Genomic DNA, 15,172 nt, shown 5'->3' on the forward strand with positions numbered 1-15,172 from the left:
CGGTGGCAGCGAGGACCGAGCACGAAGAGCGGACCGACGAGTCCGTGCCCCCGGCGCGGAGCAGGGGCCGCCATCCCGTCGCGACGGCCGTCAGCGTCTTCGGTGAACTGCTGATCACCGCGGGCCTGGTGCTCGGACTCTTTGTCGTCTACTCGCTGTGGTGGACGAACGTGCTCGCCGACCGTGAGGCCGACAAGCAGGGCAACACGGTCCGCGACCGCTGGGCGGACGGCCCGGGTGCCCTGGACACCAAGGACGGCATCGGCTTCCTGCACGTACCTGCCATGAAGAACGGCGAGGTGCTGGTCAAGAAGGGCACCGACACCAAGAACCTGAACAACGGCATCGCCGGTTATTACACGGACCCGGTGAAGTCGGCGCTGCCCTGGGACGAGAAGGGCAACTTCACCCTGGCGGCGCACCGGGACGGACACGGTGCCAAGTTCCACAACATCGACAAGGTGCGGACGGGCGACGCGGTCGTCTTCGAGACCAAGGACACCTGGTACGTCTACAAGGTCTACAAGGAGCTCCCGGAGACCTCGAAGTACAACGTCGAGGTGATCCAGCCGGTGCCGAAGGAGTCGGGCGTGAAGAAGCCCGGCCGCTACATCACGCTGACGACCTGCACCCCGGTCTACACGTCGAAGTACCGCTACATCGTGTGGGGCGAGCTGGAGCGTACGGAGAAGGTCGACAAGGACCGTACGAAGCCGGCGGAACTGCGCTGAGCTCCACCGGGCGGAAGCCGCCCGGCGCCGGTCGGCGAGCCCTGCCCGGCCCCGTACAGCGAACTGCCCGGCACGGGAAGTCCCGTACAGCGGGGAATGGCCCCCGTACAGAGACCGCCCCCGTACAACGAGCGGCCCCGCACACCGGTGAAGTGTGCGGGGCCGTTCGCTGCGCTGTCGGCAGGGTCAGGGCCGGAAGCCGGAAGGGCCGCCGAAGAAGCCGTTGCCTTCGTCCTGTGCGGTGAAGAGCGTGACCTTGCTGTTCTTGTCCACCTGGGTGTTGGGCCCGGGGTTGCTCGTCACCACCTTGGCGTTGGGGTCGTCGGACGAGCCCGGGGCCAGTTCGACCGTCAGCCCCATCCCCTCCAGCTGGGCCTTGACCTCCTGGAAGGTCTTCCCCGCGATGTCGCCCGGGATGGCGACCTTCTCGGGCTCCGCCGGCCCCTTGGAGACCTTCAGGGAGATCTGGACGTCCTTCGCCGCCTTGCTGTCCCGCGCGGGGGTCTGCTCGACGACCTGGCCGGCCGGTTCGTTGGAGTCGACGTCGGTGCGGGAGATGTTGGTGAAGCCGAGGTTCCTGAGCTGGCCCTCCGCGTCCGCGAAGGACCTGCCGACCACGCCGGGCACGTTCTGCGTCGCCTTCTTGGCGATCGTGATCGTGACCTCGGACTCCTTGGCGGCCTTCGAGCCGCCGTCGGGCTTCTGGTCGATGACGGTGTTCTCGGTCTTCTCGGACTCGACGGTCTTGACGGTGACCGTGAAGCCCTTGTCCTCCAGGGCCTGGCGGGCGCCGTCCTCCGACTTCTCCATGACGTCGGGGACCTCGACCTTCGGCGCCCCGGTGGAGACGACGACCGTGACCGTCCCCTTCTGCTCCACCTCGCCGCTCTCCGGTGTCTGGCTGCAGATCAGGCCCTTGTCCTGGGTCTCGCAGGGCTCCTTGGCGCCGATCTTGAGAACGACATCGGCGCGGTCCGCGAGTGTCTGCGCGTCCTTGACCGTGGAGCCGACCATGTTCGGCACGCTGACCTTGCCGTCGTCGGCGGTGGGGCCGAAGACGGAGCGGCTGATCAGGATCGCGCCGATGAGCACCAGGACGCCCGCGACGATCAGCAGGATCGTCGAGGTGTTGCTCTTCTTCTGACGGCGGCGGTCCGGGCGGTCGTCGTAGCCGTAGCCGTCGTCCGGGCCCACCGGCGGCAGCATGGACGTCTGGCCGCTGTTCGGGTCGGCCTGGCGCAGCGCGGTCGTGGGCTGGTCGTTGCCGTAGGCGTCGTAACCGCCGTAGCCCGCCCCACCCATCGCCGCTGTTGCCGCGACCGGCTGGCCGTCGAGGCACGCCTCGATGTCGGCACGCATCTCGTCGGCGGACTGGTAGCGGTAGTCGGGGTCCTTGGTGAGGGCCTTCAGCACGATCGCGTCCATCTCGGGCGTGATCTCGGGGTCGAAGTTGCTCGGCGGCTGGGGCTCTTCCCGCACGTGCTGGTAGGCCACGGCGACGGGTGAGTCCCCGACGAACGGCGGCCGCACCGCGAGCAGTTCGTAGAGCAGACAGCCGGTGGAGTACAGGTCGGAGCGCGCGTCGACCTGCTCGCCCTTGGCCTGCTCGGGGGAGAGGTACTGGGCGGTGCCGATGACCGCCGAGGTCTGGGTCATCGTCATGCCGGAGTCACCCATGGCGCGGGCGATGCCGAAGTCCATGACCTTGACCTGCCCGGTGCGGGTCAGCATGACGTTCGCCGGCTTGATGTCGCGGTGGACGATCTGGGCGCGGTGCGAGTACTCCAGCGCCTGGAGGATGCCGACCGTCATTTCGAGCGTGCGCTCGGGCAGCAGTCTGCGACCGGAGTGCAGCAGCTCCCTGAGCGTCGACCCGTCGACGTACTCCATCACGATGTACGGGATGGAGACCCCGTCGACGTAGTCCTCGCCGGTGTCGTAGACAGCGACGATCGCGGGGTGGTTGAGCGAGGCGGCCGACTGGGCCTCACGGCGGAACCGGGCCTGGAAGGACGGATCGCGGGCGAGATCGGCCCGGAGCGTCTTCACAGCTACGGTGCGGCCGAGCCGGGTGTCGTGCGCGAGGTAGACCTCGGCCATGCCACCACGGCCGAGCACCGAGCCCAGCTCGTACCGGCCGCCGAGGCGACGCGGCTCTTCCATAACTGTTCCAGCCCTCTCCGTCAGTCCCGACCGCACCCGTGTGTGGTCCGGCGGTGCGCTGTTCGCGCATACGCTACCGGGCACGCGCTACGTGATCGGCCCGCACCCGTCAGCTGATATCTGACCGGTATCCCGATGTCCGGTTATGGCGGTCGCTGTGACGGGACTCACTACTTGCTGTCGATGACCGCCTTCATCACATCTCGCGCGATCGGGGCGGCCAGACCGCCACCGGAGATGTCGTCCCGGTTGGCCTGACCGTCCTCGACCACGACGGCGACGGCGACCGGGGAGCCGTTGTCGGTCTTCGCGTAGGAGATGAACCAGGCGTACGGCTTCTCGCTGTTGTCCAGACCGTGCTGGGCGGTACCGGTCTTGCCTCCGACGGTGACGCCGTTGATCCGGGCGTTGGTTCCCGTGCCGCTCTTGACGACGGTCTCCATCATCTGCTGGATCTTCTGTGCGTTCTCCCCCGAGAGCGGCTGGCTGAGCTGCTCCTTCTTGTGGGTGTAGATGACGTCCAGGTTGGGCGCCTGGCGCTCGGCGACCATGTACGGCTGCATGAGCTTGCCGTCGTTGGCGATGGCGGAGGCCACCATGGCCATCTGGAGCGGGGTGGTGCGGTTGGACGCCTGGCCGATTCCCGCCATGGCGTTCTGCGGCCTGTTGTCCTTGGGGTAGATGCTCGCGTCGGCGCGGACCGGAGTGAAGACTTCCTTGTTGAAGCCGAACTTGTCCGTCTGCTCGATCATCTTGTCGTTGCCGAGGTCGTCGCTCATCTTGCCGAACACGGTGTTGCACGACCAGCGGAGCGCTTCCCGGAGCGAGGCGTCCTTACACGGGATGTTGCCCTCGTTCGGCAGCGGCTTGGTCGACTGCGGGAGCGTCCAGGGCAGCGGGGAGTTCGTCTTCTCGTCGATGTCGTCGTAGAGGCCGTTCTCCAGCGCCGCGGCGGCGGTGACGACCTTGAACGTCGAACCGGGCGGGTAGGTCTCGCGCAATGCCCGGTTGAGCATCGGCTTGTCCTTGTCCTTCAGGAGCTTCTGCCGGGCGTCCGAGTCCTTGAGCGAGTTGCCCGCGAAGACCGAGGGGTCGTACGAGGGGGTGCTCGCCAGGGCCAGGATGGCGCCGCTCTGCGGGTCCAGGGCTACGACGGCGCCCTTCTTGCCGCCGAGCCCCTTGAAGGCCGCCTTCTGCGCGGCACCGTTCAGTGTGGTGACGATGTTGCCGCCGGTCTTCTTGTCGCCGGTGAACATCGACAGCGTCCGGTCGAAGAACAGCTGGTCGTCGTTGCCCGTGAGGATGCCGTCCTCAAGGTTCTCCAGCTGGGAGGACTCGAAGGCCTGCGAGGAGTACCCGGTGACGGGAGCCCACAGGGGCCCGTTCTTCCAGACCCGCTTGAACTTGAAGTCGTTGTCGGTGGTTTCGACGGAGCCGGTGACCGACTTGCCGTCCACGATGATGTCGCCGCGCTCATGGGCGTACCGCTCTATCTGGACGCGGCGGTTGTACTTGTGGCTGTTCAGCTCGTCGGCGCGGACGTACTGGAGCCAGTTGTCCCGGATCAGCAGGGCGAGGACGAGTAGCCCGCAGAAGATCGCGATCCGGCGCAGAGGCTTGTTCACGGTCGGACCACCTGGGTCATCTCGGCGTCGGGTGAGGGGGCTGGGGCCGGTGCGGGACGGCGGGCGGTGTCGCTGATCCGGATCAGGATGCCGATCAGCGCCCAGTTGGCGATCACGGACGAACCGCCCGCCGCGACGAACGGCATGGTCATACCCGTCAGCGGGATGAGGCCCATGACGCCGCCGGCGACGACGAAGACCTGGATGGCGAACGAGCCGGAGAGACCGATCGCGAGGAGCTTGCCGAACGGGTCGCGGGCGGCGAGCGCCGTACGGACACCGCGCTCGACGATCAGACCGTAGATGAGCAGGAACGCCATCATCCCGGCCAGCCCGAGTTCCTCGCCGACGGTGGCGAGGATGAAGTCGGAGTTGGCGGCGAAACCGATCAGGTCGGAGTTGCCCTGGCCGAGGCCGGTGCCGAGGGTGCCGCCGGAGCCGAAGGCCATCAGGGACTTGGCCATCTGCTCGCTCGCGGCCACCTTGCCCCAGCCCGCGAACGGGTCGAGCCAGGCGGTGACGCGATCCTGGACATGCGGTTCGAACGAGGCGACGCCGACCGCGCCGGCCCCGGACATCAGCAGACCGAAGACGATCCAGCTGGTGCGCTCGGTGGCGACGTACAGCATGACGACGAACATGCCGAAGAACAGCAGCGAGGAACCGAGGTCGGTCTCGAAGACCAGGATCAGGATCGAGAACGCCCAGACCATCAGGATCGGTCCGAGGTCACGGCCGCGTGGCAGGTAGAGCCCCATGAAGCGGCGGCTGGCCAGCGCCAGCGCGTCGCGCTTCACCATCAGATAGCCCGCGAAGAAGATCGTAATGATGATCTTGGCGAACTCTCCGGGCTGGATCGTGCCGACGCCAGGGATCTTGATCCAGATCTTGGCACCGTTCACCGCGGGGAAGAACATCGGCAGGATCAGCAGGAACAGGGCCACGACCATGGAGATGTAGGTGTAGCGCTGAAGGATGCGGTGGTCCTTGAGGGCCACCAGCACCACCACGAGCAGCGCCACGCCCACGGCCGAGAAGAGCAGCTGCTTCGAGGCCGCCGGGGCGAAGCTGCTCTCTGCCTGGAAGCGTGCGGACTGGTCGAGGCGCCAGATGAGCGCAAGTCCCAGCCCGTTCAGCAGGGTGGCCAGCGGCAGCAGCAGCGGGTCCGCGTACGGCGCGAACTTGCGGACCGCGAGGTGGGCGACCCCGCCGAGCAGGGCGAGTCCGATTCCGTATCCGAGCATGCCGGAGGGCAGCTCGCCGTTGAGGGCGAGGCCCACGTTGGCATAGGCGAACACCGAGATGAAGACGGCGAAAACCACCATCATCAGCTCGGTGTTGCGGCGGCTCGGTGCGTCGATCGCGCCGATGGTGGTCGTGTTGGTGACAACGCTCATGGTGCTGAAGGCCCCCTACGGCTTTACTGCTTACCGCACTGCGGGACCAGCTTCTTCTCTTCCTCCGAGAGGCTGGGGCCAGGAGTGGGAGTCGCTGCGGTCGGCTTGGTCGCGGTGCTGGCGGACGTGGAGGACGTCGTGGAAGTCCTGGTGGCGGGAGCGCTGGCGGTGCCGCCCGCCTCCCCCTCGCCGGTACGGGCATTGCTGTCCGCCTCGGCCGCGCGGCGCTGCGCGTCCTTCTTGCAGGCGGAGGCCTGGGCGGCGAGTTCGCCGACCTTCTTGCGGGCGTCGGCGACGCTGCCCTCGGCGATGGTCGCCTCGACCTGCTTGCGCTGGTAGGGCGGGAGGTACTTGAGCTCGATCTCGGGGTGGTCCTTCTCGACCTTCGAGAGCGAGATCCACGCGAGGTCCTGGCTGATGCCGCGGAACATCGCGACGTTCTCGTTCTTCGTGCCGACGTAGTACTGGGTCTGGGTCCAGCGGTAGCCGCCGTACAGCCCGCCGCCGATGACGGCCAGTGCCAGGACGACGTACAGGGACCTCTTCAGCCACCTACGGCCACCGGGTTTGACGAAGTCGTCGTCGGTGTACAGGTCGAAGTCGTCGTCGGGCATTCCGCCGTAGCCGGCGTCCCCGCTGCCGGGGGGGCCGAAGCCGCCCGAGGGCGGCGGGACGGGGCGGCCGAGGCCGGCCGCGCGCCCGGCGGGGGTCTGCATGGCCCCGTCGTCGTTCAGCTGGGCGGCCTGGTTCTCGGCGACGGCTCCGACGATGACCGGGGTGTCGTTGAGCTGCCCGGCCAGGGTGTCGTTGCTGTCGACGTCCAGGACGTCGGCGACGATGCAGGTGATGTTGTCGGGGCCGCCGCCGCGCAGGGCGAGCTGGATGAGGTCCTGGATGGTCTCCTGCGGGCCCTGGTAGCTGGCGAGGGTCTCTTCCATCGTCTGGTGCGAGACGACGCCCGAGAGGCCGTCGGAGCAGATCAAGTAGCGGTCGCCGGCCCTGACTTCACGGATGGAGAGGTCGGGCTCGACGTGGTCGCCGCTGCCCAGCGCCCGCATCAGCAAGGAGCGCTGCGGGTGGGTGGTGGCCTCTTCCTCGGTGATCCGGCCCTCGTCGACCAGCCGCTGCACCCAGGTGTGGTCCTGGGTGATCTGCGTCAGTACCCCGTCGCGCAGCAGATAGGCGCGGGAGTCGCCGACGTGGACCAGGCCGAGGCGCTGCCCGGTCCAGAGCAGGGCGGTGAGCGTGGTGCCCATGCCCTCCAGCTGGGGGTCCTCCTCGACCATCATGCGCAGCTGGTCGTTGGCCCGCTGGACCGCCGTACCGAGCGAGGTGAGGATGTCGGAACCGGGTACGTCGTCATCGAGCTGTACGAGGGTCGAGATCACCTCGGAGCTGGCGACCTCACCGGCCGCCTGGCCGCCCATGCCGTCGGCGATGGCGAGAAGGCGGGGGCCGGCGTAACCGGAGTCCTCGTTGCCTTCCCGGATCATGCCCTTGTGCGATCCGGCGGCGAAGCGCAGGGACAGACTCATGCGCACCTCGCCCGTCGGCTCGGGGTACAGCCGGTCTCGAGCCACACTGCCCACCCTCCGGTCGGGAGCCGGGCGGCGTCCGTCGTCAGGACCGCCGCGGCTCGCTCGCTCCGCTCGCTCATTGTCGTACTACTTCCGCAGCTCGATGACGGTCTTGCCGATACGGATCGGCGCGCCCAGCGGAACAGGTGTCGGGGTGGTGAGTCGGGTCCGGTCGAGATACGTGCCGTTGGTGGACCCGAGATCCTCGACGATCCACTGGCCGTCACGGTCCGGGTAGATCCTGGCATGCCTGCTGGACGCGTAGTCGTCATCCAGCACGATCGTCGAATCGTGCGCGCGGCCCAGGGTGATGGTCTGGCCCTGGAGCGCGACCGTGGTTCCCGTGAGGGTGCCCTCGGAGACGACGAGCTTGGTGGGTGCCCCGCGGCGCTGGCGCCCGGGTTGCTGGCGCTGCGGTGGCGGCGCCGTTTGCTGTTGTTGTTGGCGGGCCTGTTGCGGGCGCGCGTCGGCGGCAGTGCGGCGTGAGCCGCGCTGCGTGACGCGCGTTCCGAACAGGTCGCTGCGGATGACCTGGACGGCCACGATCACGAACAGCCACAGAACAGCCAGGAAACCTAGCCGCATGACCGTCAGGGTCAGCTCTGACATTGCCCCCGCTTCACCCTTCGGCTTGCCGGTAAACGATGGTGGTACTACCCACGACGATCCGCGAGCCGTCGCGGAGCGTAGCGCGGGTTGTGTGCTGCCCGTCTACCACGATGCCGTTGGTAGACCCGAGATCCTGGATCGTCGAGGGCGTTCCGGTCCGGATCTCACAGTGCCGGCGCGATACGCCGGGATCGTCGATCCGCACGTCGGCTTCGGTACTGCGTCCCATCACCAGCGTCGGACGGGAGATCTGATGGCGGGTGCCATTGATCTCGATCCAGCGCCGTACCTGGGTGTCCGGCAGGGGGCCGGGCGCGGTCGGCGGGCGCCGGTCGGTCGAGCCGCCCGGGGACCTTCCGGCGCCGGGCGGCGGGGCCGCGGGCATCGGCGGAGCGGCGCTCGGGGGGTAGCCGTAGCCGCCGGTGCCCTGCGGGGCGGCGGACCGCCCGGGGCCGGGCCGCTGCGGCTGGGCGGGTGCGGGGCCGCCGTGCTGGCCCTGCGGGTCCTGCTGTGACGAACTCGACGCCAGGGTGCGGCTGCGTACCCGGTAGAGCCCGGTGTCGAGGTCGTCGGCCTTCTCCAGATGCACCTTGATCGGGCCCATGAAGGTGTAGCGCTGCTGCTTGGCGTAGTCGCGTACGAGTCCGGAGAGCTCGTCGCCGAGCTGGCCCGAGTACGGGCTGAGCCGCTCGTAGTCGGGCGGGCTGAGCTCGACGATGAAGTCGTTCGGGACGACCGTCCGCTCACGGTTCCAGATCGTCGCGTTGTTGTCGCACTCGCGCTGGAGGGCACCCGCGATCTCGACCGGCTGCACCTCGGACTTGAAGACTTTGGCGAAGGTGCCATTGACCAGACCTTCGAGACGCTGCTCGAAACGCTTCATGACTCCCATGGGGCACCTCCTCCGGTGTCGTCGTCCCTGTACTGCTTACTGATCGTATCCACGCGTCGGGAAATCGGCTGGTTCCCCTTGTCTGCCCAGTGGATGAGTGTCACCCCTCACACGGATCGTAGAGGTGGCTTCCTGACAGTGTCCCGCACACGGGGTGCTCTCTGAAGGAGTGGGTGCGCCCGCTCCGCGTTCCCGCTTCCCCACCTGGGATCGGCGAAACAACGGATGTGAATCCACCCTGTCCAGCGTGCTAATCTTCCTGTTGTCGCCAGGCGCTCGCACCACACAGTGGGAGAGCCCGGAAACACCACTTATGCGCGAGTGGCGGAACGGCAGACGCGCTGGCTTCAGGTGCCAGTGTCCTTAGGGACGTGGGGGTTCAAATCCCCCCTCGCGCACAATTGGGACACCGACGAAAGTGTCCTTGTAACACCGACGAAACGGTCGGCATCGTGATGACGATGTCGACCGTTTCGCTTTTTCTGCCGGTCGGTCGGGCGGGTGGAGTGTCGGTGAGGGGCCCGTGGATGCCTCGACCGAGGGTGTGGGGCTTGAGGGAGCACTGGCCGCGGTTGGCCTCTGCGGGGCACATCATGCGGCGGTGGCCTTCGGCGTCGGCGCGCTGCTTGGGCATGAAGAGGCAGGTGGTGCGCTGCTGGATCCGGTTGATCCGGGTCTGCTTGTCGATCTTCTTGGCGACGAGGTCCTTGGCAGCGTCCTTGAGGGGCTGGGGCACGGAGGGGCAGTACCAGTTTCCCTCGATGAGTTCTGACCCCGGCGAACTGCGTTCGCACGCCGAGCTGGTTCTTGGCGTAGTCGTGGACGGGCCGGTAGCCCATGGCGCGGATGGGAGCTGGAACTTGTGCGGCTTCTGGTCGGGGTAGAGACGGTCGTCGGCGAGGAGCGAGGAAGCTGGTGACGGTGTTTGTGCCCCGGGCGTGGCTTGCGGGGCGGAAGAGGTGGCGGGCCCGGCAGGGGAGGGAGGCCCAGGCGGTGGCCTCGGTGAGGACCCGGGGGCCCAGGCGTTGCGGCACAGCACGATCAGCCTTCGTCGTCCTTGGACCGAGACGGCGACCGCGCCGTTTGGTGCTTCACGGATGTCGTGGGTGCACAGGGGGATGACGATGCTGTCCGCCCTCGCCGCGCCCACCAGCCGGATCGGCCTGGTGGGCAGCGTGTCGACGACCTTCAGCGAGCCGTACGACGCCGCCCGCCAGTTCGTGACCCTCGACCACACATCAGCGCGGGCCGCGCCACGTGGAACATCGTCACCTCCGGGCACGGCGAGGTGAACTTCGGCGGCCAGCCGCTGCCACAGCACTCGGACCGCTACGAGCGGGCGGACGAGTACGTCGAGGTCGTGACCGCGCTGTGGGACAGCTGGGAGCTCGACGCGATCGTCCTGGACCGCGCGAACGGGGTGTACGCCGACGCTCGTCGGGCACCGGCCGGTCGTTCGCCGTACCTCACGCCGAGGTGGTCTTCACCGCCCAGCAGACCCTGGCCGGCTGCCAGGACTTCTACAGCCACACGAAGGCCGGGGTCCGCGCCGCGGGCCGCGGCCCCGAGCAGGTGAAGGTCCTTCCGGGGGTCCACCCGCTCCTCGGCGACACCGAGGCCGAGGCGCTGCGGATGGAGGACGAGCTTCGCCACCTCATCCGGATGGACATCGGAATGGCGTGGCTGTCCAAGCAGCTGGGCGGCGTCGACCTCTCCCGACTCGACCCGTCCAGGCCCGTTCCGGAGGAACTCCGGCCTCCGTCGAGAACGGTCCAGGAGTGCGGGAGCAGGGACGAGGCCTCCGGCAGCCGGCCGCGGAGGAGGAAGTACACCATCAACCGGCTGATCGAGGCGGAGGTGATGTCCCAGGGGCACTTGGTGACGGTGGGGGCCCCGGAGCAGATCGTCGCGCTGAGACCACACGAGCGGCGCGGCGGACGTGCCTGTGTGGATCTCCGCGAGTTCGCTGAGGACGAGGACGAGGACGAGGACAAGGACAAGGACGAGGTCGTGGCCGTGGTCGCCGGCCGGGATCACACCGGCACGCCGACAGCGGGACGCGGCGGTCGCGCCGGGCAGGTACGGAAGACCGGCGCCCGGCCACGGTACGAAGCCCCCGGTGGCGGCGAAGCGGTCGGTGTCGCGGGTGCCGAGGTCCGGGTGGTGGCGCTGTGTTCTTCGCCGAGGAGGTTGACCACGAACTCGTCGGCGGCGGTCAGCGCCCGGTGGCAGCCGGCCTCACGGCCGATGCCGACCAGCGGCGGCGGCTCCATGGAAACGGAGGTCACGGCGCTCGCGGTGAAGCCCCAGCGGCGTCCGGCCGCGTCGAGGGTCGTGACCTCCGGTGTCCGGAGCAGCCAGGTGCGCCATGGCGTCCCGGAATTCCGTCGGTCTTACGGAGGCCGGCGCCGTCCCGGTGGACATGGTCATGGGGTGCTCCTCTTTCCCAGGTCTGTCCGCTGACAGTGCCAACAGCTCACGGGCGCAGGTGTTCTCGCCGCGGACCGAATGCGGCGGGGTCGTGCGCGCGCCGGCGAAGCGGCGCATGCGCGACGTCCGGGCCTTGTCGCAGGGCATGGGCACATGGACGATCTGCCCCGACGGCCTCGCCGAAGTGACGTGATGAGGCGAGGGGACGCGAGGGCACGTCAGGTATTCGGAAACTTGCGCGTAGCCACGCGTAGCCGTGGGAAGCGAAGTGGCGTGACGGCCCGGTCGCCCGGGTCAGGCCGCCTCTTCCCGCAGCTCGCGCAGCACGTCGGCGAGCCGATGGACGCCCTCGGTGATCACCTTCTCGTCGGCGCTCAGGCTCAGGCGGAAGCACCGGGTCGCGTGCTCGGCGAGGCCGGGGGTGCGCAGCGGGTCCACGAAGAAGTGCCGCCCCGGCACGATGAAGACCTTCCGCTCCTTGAGCCGGCGGTACAGCGTGATGTCGTCGAACCACGGGTGGTCCACCCACAGCCAGCAGAACATGCCGCCGTCCCCGGAGTGCATGCGCCAGTCGATGTCCGTCGGCAGCAGCTCGCCGAGCAGTTCCTCGACGAAGCGTTTCTTCTCGCGGTAGTACGGCGTGATAGCGGTGCTGGTGGTGGTGTCCAGACGCCCGTCGGCCATCACCCGGGCGAGGGCGTGCTGGGCGAGCTGGGGCGCGTGCAGGACGGAGTTGGACATGAACGAGGCGAGCGGCTCCATGTACGTGGGGTGGCCGATCGCGAAACCGATCCGTTCGCCGGGTAGTCCGGCCTTCGACGCGGAGAAGCAGTTGACGATGCTGTCGTTCAGCACCGGCTCGGTGTGCACCTCGGCGATCCGAGGGAAGGGCGCGCCGTAGGCGTTGTCGACGAACAGGGGCACCTCACGCTCGGCCGCGATCGCCTTCAGCTCGTCCAGGTCGGCACGGCTGAGGGCGCGCCCGGTGGGGTTGCCCGGGCTGGAGATCAGCATCATGCCGATGTCGGTGCGGCGCCGCAGCGTTTGGGTATCGAGGGCGTAGCGGAAATGGTGACCCTTCTCGCGGTGGATCAGCGGGGGGACGCCGACGATGCCGTCCTCATGCATGCACAGCCCTTGGTAGCCGGTGTAGTCGGGCACCAGGGGGAGCACGATTCGTCGGTCGCCGTGGAGTCCCGGGCCGGCGAAGAGGGCGGCCGCGGCGAAGCAGACCATCTGGCTGCCGGGGCCGACGACGATGTTCTCGGGGCCGAGCTCCCAGCCGTACGTCCGGTGGAAGTAGCGGGCGATGGCCTCGACCAGGGCGTGGCTGCCGCGGGACGGGCCGTAGCGGCAGCCGGCCTCGTCGAAGTCCTCGGCGGCCGACTCCGTCAGGGCGGCCCGCCACATGTCCCGCGCCGCGGGGATGGGGGCGGGGTTGCCCACGCTGAGGTTGAGCCATTCGTCGGCTGAGGCCCCGGCAGCGCTGGCGGCGACATCCGCCATGATGCCGCGCAGACCGGAAAGTCCGGCCATCCTGGTACCGCTCAGCGACAACGGCATAGCTTTCTCCTCAACATCGGGTGGGGTACCCCCCATGACCATGCGTCACGAGGGGCCGGGAGACCTTGCGTGACGATCGCCGGGCGGGCCGTGCGTCACCGCCGGCCGGTTGGGCCGCGCGTCAGGAAGGGCCGGGAGCCGGGTGCCGGGGCCGTACCGGCCGGTGGGCCCGGGTGCCAGCGGCCGGTACGGTCACCGCGGTTCGCCGGTGGCTGCCACGGTCGACGGGTGTTCGTCGGGTGCGCGGTGGTCGAGATCCGGCCAGCCGTAGAACCTGCCCTCGCCGCTCTGCCGAAGCTGCCGGACGCGCGGTACCAGCAGCACGGCCACGACACCGGCCACGACGAATGCGAGCGCGAGCTCCAGCGTCCGGGCTTCGCCGATCGCCTCGGCGAGCGGGCCCGCCGCCGCGTATCCGAGCGGCGCCACCGTGAAGGAGATGAGCCAGTCGTACGACGACACGCGGGACAGCACATCCTCGGGGATGAGCTTCTGGACCGCCGTGTCCCACAGGATGTTCAGCAGGGCCACCCCGGTCGCGCCTACCAGCGCCGCCCCCATGATCACGATCGTCGGGGACGGTACGGTCAGCGCGGCGAGCTGTGGCACGGTCGCCAGCAGCGCCAGGTGCGCGGTGATCAGCGGCCTGCGCGGGCGGTACCGCATGCCGACTGCCGCACCGATGAGGGCGCCGACGGCCATACACGCGCTCACCAGGCCCCAGTTGGCGGCACCGCCCGTCTGACGGGCGACGATGACCGGTCCGAGGACGAAGAATGCGCTGGAGCCGACGTTCCAGACGGCGTGGCCGCACAGGGTCACCCAGTACCAGGGGCGGCGGACGACCTCGCTCCACCCGGCGGCGATCTCCGCGAAGATGTGGGTACGTTCGCTGCGCCGGGCCGGCGGCGCGAGCGGGAGGAGCGCCAGGGTGACGGCGCTGACCAGGAAGGTCGCCGCGTCCAGCAGGTACACCGCGCCCGGCGAGGCGATCGCCGCCGTGGCACCGGCCAGGCCCGGTCCCACCACCTGGACCGCGCCGCGTGACAGCTCCATCAGGCTGTTGGCCTGCTGGAGTCTCGCTTTGCTGATGGTCTGCGGCACCAGACCGGCGATGGCCGGCTTGGTGATGGCCGAGGCGGCACCGTAACAGATCGCCGTGGCCAGCAGCATGGTCACGCTGCCGTGGCCGGTCAGCAGCAGGACGCCGACGGCCACCTGCACCACGAACAGGAAGAGGTCACTGCCGCCCAGTAGCAACCGCCGCGGCAGCCGGTCGGCCAGGGCGCCGCCGACCAGCAGCAGCAGGGTGCGGGCAACCATGGTGGCGGCGATGACGAGCCCGATGTCGGCCGCGCTGCCACCGGCTGACAGGACCGCGAACACCAGCGTCACCGGCATCAGCGCGTCGCCGAGTGCCGACGTCGTGCGGCCGATCCACAGCAGGCGGAAGCGGTGCTCGGCCAGGGCGCCGAACTTGTCCGAGACGCTCATATCGTGCACCGGAGCGCGGGTGAGGCATTAGCTAGGACTCTCATCGAGGCACCACCGGTTCACACGTCGCGTCAACTGTTCGGACCGAGGGCGCCAGTTACCCCTCGGATTGCCCTCGTCCTGAAGCAGGTTCACCTTTGCCCGCAAGTTCACGAACCCGAGAAATGGTGCAAACGGTGACCAACTCCGGCCTGAGGAAGGGCAACTGTACACATGTACGCAGAATGCGCATCCGCGTATTTCTGACCGTCCGTGGTGGATGCCAGGGGCGGCGAGGACGGACCATGACCCGGGGCCGGGCCGCCGGCGGGTCCTGCGACCGGACCGGCCGGACAGGCGCCACAGTCGCCTGTCAAGGGGTTCCGGTTCAGTCAACTTCACTGATCGACACGGTGGTTGGGCTGCGACGAGGATGCTGCGCCCGGCAAGAGTGGAAGTTCCGCTCCGCTTATCCCTATGCCGTCGACCCGAGCCACGTCAAGATCTTTTCTGATCCTACAAGCTGCTGTATGGTCCCCCCCGTATGTTCATCTAAAGGGTTGCTTCTGCCAGGGCCTTCGTCCGGAACCGGCGCTGGTCACCGGCCGTGCTGGATGAGCGCCGTACCAACCGCGGCAGTGCGTCGCTTCGACTACGGCCGAGGCGTCACGGCGCCCATCCGAGTGGCGGCCACTCAGATGTGCAGAATCGA

The 15,172-nt window shown here is 68.6% G+C and carries 12 protein-coding genes, 1 tRNA gene and 2 pseudogenes; 5 read left to right on the forward strand and 10 right to left on the reverse strand.

Annotation, left to right across the window (positions count from 1 at the left end; all coding sequences use genetic code 11):
• Window positions 1-2: 2 nt before the first annotated feature.
• Window positions 3-731, forward strand: coding sequence for a class E sortase (locus tag OG413_RS11020; protein ID WP_266804687.1), 729 nt, complete (start codon window positions 3-5; stop codon window positions 729-731).
• Between the two features lie 186 nt (window positions 732-917).
• On the opposite strand, the gene pknB is transcribed toward OG413_RS11020, so the two are convergent.
• The 6 genes from pknB to OG413_RS11050 all read right to left on the reverse strand — a co-directional run bounded on the left by pknB (window position 918) and on the right by OG413_RS11050 (window position 8,994).
• Window positions 918-2,894, reverse strand: coding sequence for a Stk1 family PASTA domain-containing Ser/Thr kinase (pknB, locus tag OG413_RS11025; RefSeq protein WP_266804689.1), 1,977 nt, complete (start codon window positions 2,892-2,894; stop codon window positions 918-920).
• 170 nt (window positions 2,895-3,064) lie between these two features.
• Window positions 3,065-4,519, reverse strand: a complete 1,455-nt coding sequence (locus tag OG413_RS11030) for a penicillin-binding protein 2 (protein WP_266804691.1) — start codon at window positions 4,517-4,519, stop codon at window positions 3,065-3,067.
• Entirely contained in the window at window positions 4,516-5,916 is a 1,401-nt protein-coding gene (locus OG413_RS11035; protein WP_266804693.1) for an FtsW/RodA/SpoVE family cell cycle protein, read from the reverse strand. Before OG413_RS11035 ends, OG413_RS11030 begins: the two co-directional genes overlap by 4 nt.
• A gap of 23 nt (window positions 5,917-5,939) precedes the next feature.
• Window positions 5,940-7,451 (reverse strand): Stp1/IreP family PP2C-type Ser/Thr phosphatase, encoded by a 1,512-nt coding sequence (locus OG413_RS11040; RefSeq protein ID WP_266810063.1) that lies wholly within the window; start codon window positions 7,449-7,451, stop codon window positions 5,940-5,942.
• Window positions 7,452-7,580: 129 nt separating this feature from the next.
• Window positions 7,581-8,102 carry an FHA domain-containing protein gene (locus tag OG413_RS11045; RefSeq protein ID WP_266804695.1) on the reverse strand — a complete coding sequence of 174 codons (522 nt, stop codon included), beginning with the start codon at window positions 8,100-8,102 and terminating at the stop codon, window positions 7,581-7,583.
• A gap of 10 nt (window positions 8,103-8,112) precedes the next feature.
• A complete protein-coding gene (locus OG413_RS11050) occupies window positions 8,113-8,994 on the reverse strand; it encodes a DUF3662 and FHA domain-containing protein (protein ID WP_266804696.1) in 882 nt (293 codons plus the stop codon).
• Between the two features lie 315 nt (window positions 8,995-9,309).
• On the opposite strand from OG413_RS11050, the gene OG413_RS11055 reads away from it, so the two are divergent.
• Window positions 9,310-9,392: transfer RNA gene (locus tag OG413_RS11055), tRNA-Leu, on the forward strand.
• Here the strand turns inward: OG413_RS11055 and OG413_RS11060 are convergent.
• Complete coding sequence (locus tag OG413_RS11060; protein WP_266804697.1) at window positions 9,374-9,730, reverse strand: hypothetical protein; 357 nt, start codon at window positions 9,728-9,730, stop codon at window positions 9,374-9,376. The genes OG413_RS11055 and OG413_RS11060 overlap by 19 nt on opposite strands.
• Before the next feature lie 361 nt (window positions 9,731-10,091).
• Between OG413_RS11060 and OG413_RS11065 the strand changes: the two genes are divergently transcribed.
• The 3 genes and pseudogenes from OG413_RS11065 to OG413_RS11070 all read left to right on the forward strand — a co-directional run.
• Complete coding sequence (locus OG413_RS11065; RefSeq protein ID WP_266804699.1) at window positions 10,092-10,286, forward strand: LLM class flavin-dependent oxidoreductase; 195 nt, start codon at window positions 10,092-10,094, stop codon at window positions 10,284-10,286.
• Window positions 10,283-10,351: pseudogene (locus OG413_RS47100) on the forward strand (hypothetical protein); the annotation flags it as partial. The gene OG413_RS11065 and the pseudogene OG413_RS47100, both read left to right, overlap by 4 nt.
• A gap of 14 nt (window positions 10,352-10,365) precedes the next feature.
• Window positions 10,366-10,893: pseudogene (locus OG413_RS11070) on the forward strand (LLM class flavin-dependent oxidoreductase); the annotation flags it as partial.
• A 134-nt stretch (window positions 10,894-11,027) separates the two neighbouring features.
• Here OG413_RS11070 and OG413_RS11075 read toward each other — a convergent pair.
• The 3 genes from OG413_RS11075 to OG413_RS11085 form a co-directional block, all read right to left on the reverse strand.
• Window positions 11,028-11,282, reverse strand: coding sequence for a flavin reductase family protein (locus OG413_RS11075; RefSeq protein WP_266810065.1), 255 nt, complete (start codon window positions 11,280-11,282; stop codon window positions 11,028-11,030).
• Between the two features lie 436 nt (window positions 11,283-11,718).
• Window positions 11,719-12,987, reverse strand: coding sequence for a valine--pyruvate transaminase (locus tag OG413_RS11080; RefSeq protein WP_266804700.1), 1,269 nt, complete (start codon window positions 12,985-12,987; stop codon window positions 11,719-11,721).
• Window positions 12,988-13,179: 192 nt separating this feature from the next.
• Window positions 13,180-14,481: an MFS transporter gene (locus OG413_RS11085; protein ID WP_266804701.1), complete on the reverse strand. Its 1,302-nt coding sequence runs from the start codon at window positions 14,479-14,481 to the stop codon at window positions 13,180-13,182.
• Between the last annotated feature and the right edge of the window lie 691 nt (window positions 14,482-15,172).

It is taken from the genome of Streptomyces sp. NBC_01433 (genome assembly GCF_026340105.1).
Classification (GTDB): domain Bacteria; phylum Actinomycetota; class Actinomycetes; order Streptomycetales; family Streptomycetaceae; genus Streptomyces.

Bases quoted from the DNA above. Each gene is read 5' to 3' on its own strand.
- pknB (WP_266804689.1), bottom strand. From the start codon at position 2,894: ATGGAAGAGCCGCGTCGCCTCGGCGGCCGGTACGAGCTGGGCTCGGTG.
- OG413_RS11035 (WP_266804693.1), bottom strand. From the start codon at position 5,916: ATGAGCGTTGTCACCAACACGACCACCATCGGCGCGATCGACGCACCG.
- OG413_RS11040 (WP_266810063.1), bottom strand. From the start codon at position 7,451: ATGAGTCTGTCCCTGCGCTTCGCCGCCGGATCGCACAAGGGCATGATC.
- OG413_RS11045 (WP_266804695.1), bottom strand. From the start codon at position 8,102: ATGTCAGAGCTGACCCTGACGGTCATGCGGCTAGGTTTCCTGGCTGTT.
- OG413_RS11050 (WP_266804696.1), bottom strand. From the start codon at position 8,994: ATGGGAGTCATGAAGCGTTTCGAGCAGCGTCTCGAAGGTCTGGTCAAT.
- OG413_RS11065 (WP_266804699.1), top strand. From the start codon at position 10,092: ATGTCGTGGGTGCACAGGGGGATGACGATGCTGTCCGCCCTCGCCGCG.
- OG413_RS11080 (WP_266804700.1), bottom strand. From the start codon at position 12,987: ATGCCGTTGTCGCTGAGCGGTACCAGGATGGCCGGACTTTCCGGTCTG.
- OG413_RS11085 (WP_266804701.1), bottom strand. From the start codon at position 14,481: ATGAGCGTCTCGGACAAGTTCGGCGCCCTGGCCGAGCACCGCTTCCGC.